A 10,702-nucleotide genomic window follows, 5' to 3' on the forward strand; every position below is an offset into this window, starting at 1 on the left:
TATGTTTATGCGGTTCCGGCATTATGTACAATCAGTGCTGCGGTCTATACCATAACAGTGAAACATGCCCAGCCACCGCCGAAGCCTTGATGCGCTCGCGCTTTACGGCTTATGCGCTGCATAATGCTGATTATTTGCGGAAAACCTGGGATAGCGGCAAATGTCCGGACACCATCGATTTTTCCCGCGAGACGGCGGTCTGGCAGCGTCTGGATGTGTTAGATACGAAAAAGGGCGGCCCTCAGGACGACAAGGGCGTTGTCGAGTTCAAGGCTTACTATCTTCAAGACGGCGAAGAGTGCGTGCTGCACGAGGTCAGCCGCTTTATCAAAAAGGAAGGACACTGGCTTTATCTGGACGGCGTGATCAAGTCGCTCGGCAAAATCGGCGCTACCGTCAATTTGGGCAAAAATGCACCGTGTCCCTGCGGCAGCGGAAAAAAGTTCAAGCGCTGCTGCGGCGCGGCGGCGTAGATACTGCTATCCGGGTCAAGCGCCACGAAGGACGGGATTGAACGAGTTTCCCGATTTCAAGACGCCAAAAGCGACATGGGCGAGCTTACGCCTCATGGCGCCGATGATGAGTTTCGGCGGTTTTCCGGCGACCGTCGCCGGTGGTTACATAACTTTTCAATTCAGCAACAAACTTTATTAAGCTCAGTCGCGAAAATTTCTTTCTCGGGCATATTTACTTGACCCGCATTCCCGCCTCGGCTCCCGCATCCGGACTCAACACCCATAAATCCTTGCCGCCCGGCCCCGCGGCTAACACCATGCCTTCCGAGACGCCGAAACGCATCTTGCGCGGGGCAAGGTTTGCGACGACGATGGTCAGTTTGCCCTCCAGATCTTCCGGCGCATAGGCCGATTTGATACCGGCGAAGATGTTGCGGTATTCGTCGCCGATATCGACGGTCAGTTGCAGAAGTTTATCCGAGCCTTCGACATGCCGCGCCTTGACGATTTTGGCGATGCGTAGATCGATCTTCGCGAAGTCGTCGTAATCGATCGTCGCGGCGATAGGCTCGCAGGTCGGCGCTTTCGCCGGCGCCGGCGTTTTTTCGAGATTTTCTTTCGAAGCTTCGATGATCGCGGCGATCTTGTCGGCCTCTACGCGGGTCATCAGCGGTTTAAACGGATTGATCGGGTGATCAAGTAGCGGTCCGGCCAGGTTGGGCCAGGGCTGCGGGCCGATGTTCAAAAAGTCTTCGGCATCGGCCGCGAGCGCGGGCAGCACCGGGCGCAAATAGGCGGCGAGCAGGCGAAACAGGTTCACGCCCATTGAGCAGACGGCGTGCAGTTCGGCGTCTTTGCCTTCTTCCTTGGCGATCAGCCAGGGCTTTTTCTCGTCGATGTATTGATTGGCCTTGTCGGCCAGCGCCATGATTTCGCGCATCGCCTTGCCGAATTCGCGCGTTTCGTAATGGCTCGAGATCGTTTCGTTCGCGTCGATGAAGTCCTGCCACAAGTCGGGCTCCGAGCACTGAGACGCCAGCTTGCCGTCGAAACGCTTGCTGATGAAGCCGCTGCAGCGGCTGGCGATATTGACGACCTTGCCGACCAGATCGGAGTTTACGCGCTGGGTGAAATCGTCGAAATTCAGGTCGATGTCGTCGACGCCGGCGCTGAGCTTCGCCGCGAAATAATAGCGCAGGTATTCCGGATTCAGATGATCCAAATAGGTGCGCGCGGTGATGAAGGTGCCGCGCGATTTGGACATTTTTTCGCCGTTGACTGTCAAAAAGCCGTGCGCGAAAATCGCGCTCGGCGTTCTGAGTCCGGCGCCGTGCAGCATCGCCGGCCAGAACAGCGCGTGGAAATAAATGATGTCCTTGCCGATGAAATGGTAGAGTTCGGCGTTGCTGTCCTCGGACCAGAATTCGTCGAAGTTCAATCCTCGGTTGTCGCACAGGTTTTTGAAGCTGGCCATGTAGCCGATCGGTGCATCGAGCCAGACGTAGAAATATTTGCCGGGCGCATCAGGAATCTCAAAGCCGAAGTACGGCGCATCGCGCGAGATGTCCCATTGCTGCAGGCCGCCTTCGAGCCATTCGGCCATCTTGTTGCGCACTTCCGGTTGCAGGTGGTCGCCGTCATTGATCCAGTCGCCCAGCATGCCTTCGAAATCGGTCAGGTTGAAGAAGTAGTGCACCGAATCCTTTTCGATCGGTTTGGCGCCGGAGATCGCCGACACCGCGTTTTTCAGTTCGGTCGGCGAATAGGTCGCGCCGCAGGCTTCACAGTTGTCGCCGTATTGGTCTTTGGCGCCGCATTTGGGACAATCGCCCTTGATGAAGCGATCCGGCAGGAACATGTTTTTGACCGGATCGTAGGCCTGGGTGATCGTGCGCGAGCTGATATGGCCGGCGTCACGCAGGCGCTGGTAGATCAACGCGGACAAAATCCGGTTTTCTTCGGAATGGGTGCTGTGGTAATGGTCGAAGGCAACGCCAAATTCGGTGAAATCGGCCAGATGTTCCTTGCCGACTCGCGCGATCAATTCTTCGGGCTTGATGCCTTCCTTATCGGCGCGTAGCATGATCGGCGTGCCGTGGGTGTCGTCCGCGCAGACATAATAGCATTGCTGTCCGCGCTGCTTTTGGAAGCGTACCCAGATATCGGTTTGAATGTATTCGACCAGATGCCCGAGATGGATCGGGCCGTTGGCGTAGGGCAGGGCGCTGGTGACTAATATTTTTCTATCCGACATGATCAATGACTGGTGAATACGAAGACAAACAAGTCTGTTATTATCGCATAAATCAAGCGCATCTTTCGAATATGGAAACACCATATCGAAGTGTTGTAAAATGGCTTATATTCCGAGTGATTTAATAGGTTATTACCCGCAAGTCGACTCGCTTTCTCCATTCATTACCTGGAACAAACAATGTCTAGCATCGAAAAAATTGATGTCGAAAACGGCTTGAAAAACTTGATCGACCCGAATCACGGCCTGGACTTGGTCGCCGCCAAGTCGGTCAAGGCGATTACGCTCGAAGGCGCCGATGTTACGGTCAAGCTGGAGCTCGGTTATCCCGCCAAATCCTATATACCGGAACTGAAGGCGGCGGTCGAGCAGCATTTAAAAGCACTGCCGGGAATTGGAGCGGTCCATGTCGAAATCAGTGTGAGGATCATCGCGCATTCGGTGCAGCAGACCTTGAAGCCGCATAGTCAGGTCAAAAATATCATTGCGGTCGCCTCCGGCAAGGGCGGCGTCGGCAAATCGACGACCGCGGTCAATCTGGCGCTGGCGCTCGCAGCGGAAGGCGCCAATGTCGGCATTCTCGACGCGGACATCTACGGCCCTAGCATTCCGACCATGCTAGGGCTGTCCGGCTTCCCGGTCAGCCACGACAACAAGACGATGCAGCCGAAGATTTCCTACGGTATCCAGACGATGTCAATCGGCTATTTGGTAGACGCCGGTCAGCCGATGATCTGGCGCGGCCCGATGGCGACCAATGCCTTACAGCAGTTGCTTAGGGATACAGCCTGGGATCATCTGGATTATTTGATCGTCGATCTGCCGCCGGGCACCGGCGACATTCAGCTGACGCTGGCGCAACAGATTCCGGTCAGCGGCGCGATCATCGTGACCACACCGCAGGACATTGCGCTGATAGATGCGCAGCGCGGCCTCGGCATGTTCGGGAAGGTCAACGTGCCGGTGCTTGGCATCGTCGAAAACATGAGCGTACATATCTGCAGCCAGTGCGGCCATGCGGAGGCGATTTTCGGCGAAGGCGGCGGCGCGCTGATGGCCGAAACCAACCATGTCGATTTTCTGGGTTCGCTGCCTTTGGACATACACATTCGCCAGTTTGCGGATTCGGGCAGGCCGACCGTCGTCGCCGATCCGGACGGACGCGCGGCGGCAATCTACCGGGAGATCGCGCGCAAGATGGCGGCAAGACTGGCATTAAAAGCGAAGGATTTTAGTTCCCGGTTTCCGAATATCGTGATTCAGAATACGTGATCGGTGTTTTTTGAAATCCTCTTTCCCAGGCTCAAATTGACGGGTAGGAGGGAGCGCGATTAACTTGCGTTTATATTAGCCGGCGCGTTTTTCTGTGAACCCGTTTCGCATAGAGTCGGATATTGAAATTAAACAACTAAGAACTAAAACGCCGGCAATGAGCGTATTGTGAACGATCGAAAAAGCCGTACCTCGGGGTACGGCTTTTTTGTGCGATCCCTTATGTCAATCGGCTGAGCCTTTTGTTACCAAATGCTGATTTCTTCGCCTTTGCTGACCAGAATGACGTCAGCGGGGCGCATCGCGAACAGGCCGACGCAGACCACGCCGGTAATGTCGTTGATCGTTTTTTCGAGTTCGATCGGATCCAGGATGTCCAGGTTATGCACGTCCAGGATATGATTATGGTTGTCGGTTACGAAGTTTTCGCGCCAGACCGGCTGACCGCCCAGTTTGACCATTTCGCGCGCGACATAACTTCTAGCCATCGGAATCACTTCGATCGGCAGCGGGAATTTGCCAAGTACGTCGACACATTTGGAACCGTCCGCGATGCAGACGAATTTTTTGCTGGCCGCGGCGATGATTTTTTCGCGGGTCAACGCGCCGCCGCCGCCTTTGATCAACTGTTTGCGCGGATTGATCTCGTCGGCGCCATCGATATAAATGTCCAGCGTTCCGACCTCGTTCAGGTCGAGCACCGGGATGCCGACTTTTTTCAGGCGCTCGGTAGTGCCGATCGAACTCGAAACCGCGCCCTCGATCGTACTTTTATAATCGGCCAGCATTTCGATGAAATAATTGACCGTCGAACCGGTGCCGACGCCGATCAGTGGGATGTCTTTGACGTAGTCAAGTGCAGCGGCGGCGACTTTTTGTTTTAATTCGTCTTGAGTCATGGGTTTCCTGTTGTGCTTGATGTAGTTGACTTTAACGGGATGATCATACCGCATAAATCGGCATTATTCAGCCGATTTTTAAAAAAATGATCGGTCGGCCGGAATCGCGGAAATGATGCTCATAAAAGGGAGAGGATAAAATCCCATTGCTCTTTTGTGACCGGCATGATCGATAGCCGGTTGCCGCGCCTGACCAGTGCAAGATCGGCGAGTTCGTCCCGCTCTTTCAATTCCCTTAACGTGATCGTGCGCGGGAAATGCCTGACATACTTGACATCGACCATGAACCAGCGGGGATTGTCCGGAGAGCTAAGGGGGTCGAAGTGTGGGTCATCGGGATCGAATGCCAGAAAGTCGGGGTAACTTTCTCGAGCCACTTCCATGATGCCGACAATGCCGGGTTCCGGGCAATTCGAATGATAAAAGAAAATCCGATCGCCTAGCTGCATTTGATCACGCATCATGTTGCGCGCCTGATAATTGCGCACACCGTCCCAGTGTTCCGTGCTGTCGGGTCTTCGGCAAAGATCATCGATACTGAAGGTATCGGGTTCAGATTTCATCAGCCAGTATTGCATCCTTAAAGGCTCCTTGGGTTAGAGGGATATTCGCTGCATCGGCAAACTGTTATAGCGTTTTTAGACGGCTACGTCCACTGCGTATCGATTGAATTTGACTATACTTTAGCGTGTCGCGCGCTTGCCGCGCGTTAACGATGATATAAATTGCGGAAATGAACGGATAATACAAACATCATGGATATCTTAAGTGTCATTGGCGTGCTGATCGGCATCGGTGCGTTGTTGTTCGGAAACTTTCTGGAAGGCGCCAACCTCGATTCTCTGGTCAATGGTCCCGCTTTTATTATCGTATTCGGCGGCACGATTGGCGCAACCTTGTTACAGTTCCCGCCGCAGATTTTTATTCGCAGCTTGAAACTGGGGTTGTGGGTGTTTTTCCCGAAGAAAAAAGATCTGTCGGTCGAGATCGACAAAATCGTCGAATGGAGCCAGTTGGCGCGTAAACAAGGCTTGCTGGGGCTTGAAGACAAGATCGACAGCGAACCTGATCTGTTTATTAAAAAAGGCTTGCAGTTATTGGTTGACGGCAATGAGCCGGAAGACATCCGGGATGTTCTGGAACTGGAGATTAATAACCGGGAGGATGTGGATTTGCAGGGGGCGAAGATGCTCGAGGCGATGGGCGGTTATGCCCCGACCGTCGGTATGCTCGCGGCGGTGATGGGGCTGATTCATGTGATGGAAAATCTCTCCGATCCGCAATTGCTCGGTGCGGGCATTGCGACCGCCTTTGTCGCGACGGTCTATGGCGTCGGTTCCGCGAATCTGTTGTTCTTGCCGATGGCGAGTAAAGTCAAGACTTATGTGCATGCATCTTCTCATGCACGCGAAATGATAGCGGAAGGACTGATCGCGATTTCTCAGGGCGAAAATCCGCGCAATATCAAATTGAGATTGAGCGGTTATCTGCATGAAAAGGACACCGTCAGTTTATGAAAAGACGGCGGAGAAGAATTCCGAGCGAAACCGTCAATCATGACCGATGGCTGATTTCCTATGCGGATTTCGTGACCCTGCTGTTTGCGTTTTTTGTGGTCATGTATGCGATTTCCGCGGTAAACGAAAACAAATACAGGGCATTTTCGAAGTCGCTGGAACGAGCCTTTATCGAAAAAAAGCGTCAGGTGAGCCAATTGGAAGATGCGCTGTCGGATTCCGATAATTCCGCAAACCCAGGCAATACGGACGGAAATTGGGCGGCGGACAGCCGACAGTTGCAATATACCTCCGAGCAGTTGAGTAAAATGTTGGAAGGTCTGATTTCCGAAAATCTGGTGTCTGTCAAAAAAGGCAAATACTGGATCGAACTGCAGATGAACAGCGAACTGTTGTTTTTGAGCGGTTCGGCGGAACTCGCCAAAACATCGCTGCCTCTACTCAAAAAGGTCGCAGAAGTCCTGAAACCTTTGCCTAATCAGATCAATGTCGAAGGCCATACCGATAATATGCCGATCGATACGCTCAAGTTCCCGTCAAACTGGGAATTGTCATCGTCCAGAGCCACGACCGTGGTGCGCGAGTTCATCAATAACGGCATCGCCCCTCCGCGTCTGTCCGCGATAGGTTACGGCGAGTTTCATCCGATAGCGGACAACAGGATCGAGGAAGGCCGCTTCAAGAATCGCCGAGTCGTGCTTTTGATCATTACCCAGGGCTACGCGCGCCACCGTTTGCTTGAAGGAACTGCGCAAATTACCGAGAAGCCAATACAGGACTCCGCATTGCCGAGTCATTGAGCCGCGACTGGCTGCAACGCATTGCAAAATGCTCGGATAGGTTCATCGTTACCGCCGACTTGATTGTTTCTGAAGCTGAACCCTACAATATGCGTTTATTTTGCGTAAAGATTGAACGCTCAAACGATTAATGCACTATCCCTCCGAAGAAAACCGCTATCAAGCCGCGCATGCCGGACTTATTATCAACAGCTTTCAAATATTGCTCGGCAAGAAATTGATACCTGACGCCTTCAGTGATCGGGGCGTTGGCAGATCGTTGTTTCATGCCTCGATTGCGGTCATCTCGCATGACACTACGCAGGACCCGGTATTTAATTACGCGAACCTTAAAGCATTGGAGCTTTTCGGGATGAGTTGGGCGGAATTTACCCGCATGCCGTCGCGTTTTTCTGCTGAACCGAGCGAGTGGGCGGAACGGGAAAAACTGCTTGATTCGGTTAGAACGCGAGGGTTTTTCTATCCCTTACGGGGGATCAGGACAGTGAAGACCGGCGAGCGTTTTCAGATCAATGACGGCGCGGTCTGGAATCTGATCGATGCGGATGGGCAATATAGGGGGCAGGCGGCCTGCTTTTTTGCATGGGAATATCTATAAATCGTCCTTGTTTTCGGTACGAACCGAAATTCTGGATCTTGAATTTGGGGCATGATGAATAACGAATATAACGCTGCTGCGATCGAAGTCTTGAGCGGCCTGGAGCCGGTGCGGAAGCGCCCTGGCATGTACACCGATACGACGCGGCCGAACCATTTGGTGCAGGAGGTCGTCGACAACAGCGTCGATGAAGCGTTGGCAGGCCATGCTGACACAATCGAGGTGGTGCTGTACAAGGACGGTTCGGTGAGGGTCGGCGACAACGGCCGCGGCATGCCGGTCGATATGCATCCCGAACAAGGCATTCCAGGCGTCGAGGTGATCCTGACGCAGTTGCATGCAGGCGGCAAGTTTTCGAACAAGAATTATCAGTTTTCGGGCGGTTTGCATGGCGTCGGCGTTTCGGTCGTGAATGCCTTGTCCGCCAAGCTCGATGTCGAGGTCAAGCGAGGCGGCAAGGTTTACCGGATGGAATTCGCCGACGGCGAGAAACAAAGCGATCTGGCCGAAATCGGCACGGTCGGGCGCAATAATACCGGCACGACGGTCACTTTTCGTCCTAACGAAAAATATTTCGATTCGAGCAAAATCTCGGTCACCCGGCTGAAACAGAATCTGCGCGCGAAGGCGGTGTTGTGTCCGGGACTGACGATCAGTCTCAAGGTCGAACAACCGGAAGAAGAGATCGTCTGGTGTTATCAGGACGGCTTGAGGGAGTATTTGCTCGACCGGATCGGCGATATCGAATTCCTCCCGGAGCAGCCGTTCATGGGCAGCATGGCGGCCAATCACGAAGCGGTCGAGTGGGGCATCATTTGGGCGGTGGAAAACCCCGGCGAAATGCTGGCCGAAAGTTACGTTAATCTGGTGCCGACCGCGCAGGGCGGCACGCATGTGAACGGCCTCAGGGCCGGATTGACCGAGGCGATGCGGGAGTTTTGCGACATCCGGAATATTTTGCCGCGCGGCGTTAAGGTCGCGCCCGAGGATGTTTGGGAAAACTGCCATTTCGTACTCTCGGTCAAACTCGAAGATCCGCAGTTTTCCGGGCAAACGAAGGAACGGCTCAGTTCGCGCGAATGTGTTGCGTTCGTGTCCGGCGTCGCGAAGGACAGTTTCAGCCTCTGGCTGAACCAGCATCCGGCCGAGGGCGAGAAAATCGCCGAAATTATCATTTCGAGCGCGCAGAAGCGCCTCCGCGCGAATAAGAAAATCATCCGCAAGAAAATCACCTCGGGTCCCGCCCTGCCCGGCAAACTGGCGGATTGTTCGGCGCAGGACATCGGTCGTACCGAACTGTTTCTGGTCGAAGGCGATTCGGCCGGCGGCTCGGCAAAACAGGCGAGGGACCGGGATTTTCAGGCGATCATGCCGCTGCGCGGCAAGATTCTGAATACGTGGGAAGTTGATTCGAATCAGGTAATGGCGTCGCAGGAGGTGCACGATATTGCCGTTGCGCTTGGGATAGAGCCGGGCTCGAACGACTTGGCCAATTTGCGCTACGGTAAGGTCTGCATCCTGGCCGATGCGGATTCCGACGGCAACCATATCGCGACGCTGATTAGCGCGCTGTTTTTTCAGCATTTCAACGCCCTGGTCAGGGCAGGACATGTATTTGTCGCCATGCCCCCCCTCTACCGGGTCGATGTCGGCAAGCGGGTGTTTTATGCGCTCGATGAATCCGAACGTCAGGGCGTGCTGGACAGGATCAAGGCCGAGAAGATCAAGGGCCAGATTAATGTGCAGCGATTTAAGGGGCTTGGCGAAATGAATCCGGGGCAACTCCGCGAAACCACGATGAACCCCGATACGCGCAGGCTTGTGCAACTGACAGTGGCTGAGGGCGACGACACTGTCGGCCAGTTCGATCTGCTCTTGGCCAAGAAGCGCGCGCCGGACCGGAAAGTTTGGCTGGAGACCAAGGGTAATCTGGCGGATATCAAGTAAAATAACGGCCAGTCCGCGTCAAGGGATCTTGCCGGTAATAGAGGCGCAGTTGCTCGTAAACGGCGGCAAACTGCGCATGCAGTATGTCCGGCGCGCAGAAAAAATATTCGCTGATCACGGCGAAAAATTCCGCCGGGTTGGCAGCCGCATAAGGATCGATGCAAGTTCGGTGATGATGCTCGACTCGCAGGACCAGTTTTTGATAAGCTGCGCTGAGCGTTGTTGACCACGCCGCGACGGGCATGCCGTAACGCAAGGGCGGGTAGCCGTCTGCCGGCCCGTTCAGCATGTCGAGCTTATGGGCGATTTCATGGATGACCACGTTGCGAACCGAGCGCGTCTCCCGTAGATCCTGTTCGATATCGTCCCATGATACGATCAGGGGGCCCCGCGACCAGGATTCGCCGCTTAACGACCGCTCTTGATGATGAACGACGCCCGCGTCGTCTCTTTCCTCTCGGCGGACCCGAAATGCCGACGGATAAACGATCACTTCGGTCCAGCCCTCCAGGCAGCCAAATCCGAGTCCGAGGACCGGAAGGCAGGCGAGCGCGGCGATAACGACGCGCATGGCATCGGTGACTTCCTGACCTTGCACTCCGAGCAGTTTTTTTTCGTGCAAAAATAGCGTCGCCAGTTCCCGCAAGTGCGCTTTTTCGACCGCCGTCAATCCCTGAAAGACAGCCATTTTTTCCGTGACATCCTGCCACTGCTGATGGGCAATGGGATGACGGTGCAGAATATAGCGAATATGTGCGCGTTTAAACCAGTTCATCGTTTTATTTCTTATCGTGCAGATGATGTGTCGCTTCACTGCGGGCATGCATCTGGTAAACGCGATATTTTAACCAATAATGGGAAATCCCCCGGCTCTGCCGGGGAGACAGCAAAAGTTTGACAATAAGAGGAGTCCATCAGGAAACTGACTACCGTGAACCGCCAAGCACACGATAGAGGAGA

10 protein-coding genes and 1 pseudogene are annotated in these 10,702 nt (G+C 54.2%); 6 read left to right on the top strand and 5 right to left on the bottom strand.

The window, feature by feature from the left end:
* Positions 1-23: 23 nt before the first annotated feature.
* Positions 24-473 (top strand): YchJ family protein, encoded by a 450-nt coding sequence (locus U2W12_RS03225; RefSeq protein ID WP_326499240.1) that lies wholly within the window; start codon positions 24-26, stop codon positions 471-473.
* Positions 474-488: 15 nt separating this feature from the next.
* On the opposite strand, the pseudogene U2W12_RS03230 reads toward U2W12_RS03225, so the two are convergent.
* Positions 489-599: pseudogene (locus U2W12_RS03230) on the bottom strand (IS110 family transposase); the annotation flags it as partial.
* 88 nt (positions 600-687) lie between these two features.
* The gene (gene metG / locus U2W12_RS03235) at positions 688-2,709 is read right to left on the bottom strand and encodes a methionine--tRNA ligase (protein ID WP_326499232.1); all 2,022 of its coding nucleotides are present in this window, start codon (positions 2,707-2,709) and stop codon (positions 688-690) included.
* Between the two features lie 180 nt (positions 2,710-2,889).
* Here metG and apbC point away from each other — a divergent pair, with 180 nt between their 5' ends.
* Positions 2,890-3,981, top strand: a complete 1,092-nt coding sequence (gene apbC, locus U2W12_RS03240) for an iron-sulfur cluster carrier protein ApbC (protein ID WP_326499233.1) — start codon at positions 2,890-2,892, stop codon at positions 3,979-3,981.
* A gap of 245 nt (positions 3,982-4,226) precedes the next feature.
* On the opposite strand, the gene rpiA is transcribed toward apbC, so the two are convergent.
* A complete protein-coding gene (rpiA, locus tag U2W12_RS03245; protein ID WP_326499234.1) occupies positions 4,227-4,880 on the bottom strand; it encodes a ribose-5-phosphate isomerase RpiA in 654 nt (217 codons plus the stop codon).
* Positions 4,881-4,999: 119 nt separating this feature from the next.
* Positions 5,000-5,458, bottom strand: a complete 459-nt coding sequence (locus U2W12_RS03250) for an EVE domain-containing protein (protein ID WP_326499235.1) — start codon at positions 5,456-5,458, stop codon at positions 5,000-5,002.
* A 177-nt stretch (positions 5,459-5,635) separates the two neighbouring features.
* Here U2W12_RS03250 and U2W12_RS03255 point away from each other — a divergent pair, with 177 nt between their 5' ends.
* From U2W12_RS03255 to parE, 4 genes are all read left to right on the top strand, one after another.
* Positions 5,636-6,397 carry a flagellar motor protein gene (locus tag U2W12_RS03255; RefSeq protein WP_326499236.1) on the top strand — a complete coding sequence of 254 codons (762 nt, stop codon included), beginning with the start codon at positions 5,636-5,638 and terminating at the stop codon, positions 6,395-6,397.
* Positions 6,394-7,197 (top strand): flagellar motor protein MotD, encoded by an 804-nt coding sequence (gene motD / locus U2W12_RS03260; RefSeq protein WP_326499237.1) that lies wholly within the window; start codon positions 6,394-6,396, stop codon positions 7,195-7,197. Before U2W12_RS03255 ends, motD begins: the two co-directional genes overlap by 4 nt.
* Before the next feature lie 130 nt (positions 7,198-7,327).
* A complete protein-coding gene (locus U2W12_RS03265) occupies positions 7,328-7,795 on the top strand; it encodes an MEKHLA domain-containing protein (RefSeq protein ID WP_326499238.1) in 468 nt (155 codons plus the stop codon).
* A 54-nt stretch (positions 7,796-7,849) separates the two neighbouring features.
* The gene (gene parE, locus U2W12_RS03270) at positions 7,850-9,742 is read left to right on the top strand and encodes a DNA topoisomerase IV subunit B (RefSeq protein ID WP_326499241.1); all 1,893 of its coding nucleotides are present in this window, start codon (positions 7,850-7,852) and stop codon (positions 9,740-9,742) included.
* Here the strand turns inward: parE and U2W12_RS03275 are convergent.
* Entirely contained in the window at positions 9,735-10,517 is a 783-nt protein-coding gene (locus U2W12_RS03275) for a M90 family metallopeptidase (protein ID WP_326499239.1), read from the bottom strand. The two genes, parE and U2W12_RS03275, sit on opposite strands and share 8 nt — an antisense overlap.
* Positions 10,518-10,702 lie beyond the last annotated feature (185 nt).

Origin of the sequence: Methylomicrobium sp. Wu6 (assembly GCF_035916875.1) — a bacterium.
Lineage (GTDB): Bacteria > Pseudomonadota > Gammaproteobacteria > Methylococcales > Methylomonadaceae > Methylomicrobium.

Bases quoted from the DNA above. Each gene is read 5' to 3' on its own strand.
- U2W12_RS03225 (WP_326499240.1), top strand. From the start codon at position 24: ATGTACAATCAGTGCTGCGGTCTATACCATAACAGTGAAACATGCCCA.
- metG (WP_326499232.1), bottom strand. From the start codon at position 2,709: ATGTCGGATAGAAAAATATTAGTCACCAGCGCCCTGCCCTACGCCAAC.
- apbC (WP_326499233.1), top strand. From the start codon at position 2,890: ATGTCTAGCATCGAAAAAATTGATGTCGAAAACGGCTTGAAAAACTTG.
- rpiA (WP_326499234.1), bottom strand. From the start codon at position 4,880: ATGACTCAAGACGAATTAAAACAAAAAGTCGCCGCCGCTGCACTTGAC.
- U2W12_RS03250 (WP_326499235.1), bottom strand. From the start codon at position 5,458: ATGCAATACTGGCTGATGAAATCTGAACCCGATACCTTCAGTATCGAT.
- U2W12_RS03255 (WP_326499236.1), top strand. From the start codon at position 5,636: ATGGATATCTTAAGTGTCATTGGCGTGCTGATCGGCATCGGTGCGTTG.
- motD (WP_326499237.1), top strand. From the start codon at position 6,394: ATGAAAAGACGGCGGAGAAGAATTCCGAGCGAAACCGTCAATCATGAC.
- U2W12_RS03265 (WP_326499238.1), top strand. From the start codon at position 7,328: ATGCACTATCCCTCCGAAGAAAACCGCTATCAAGCCGCGCATGCCGGA.
- parE (WP_326499241.1), top strand. From the start codon at position 7,850: ATGAATAACGAATATAACGCTGCTGCGATCGAAGTCTTGAGCGGCCTG.
- U2W12_RS03275 (WP_326499239.1), bottom strand. From the start codon at position 10,517: ATGAACTGGTTTAAACGCGCACATATTCGCTATATTCTGCACCGTCAT.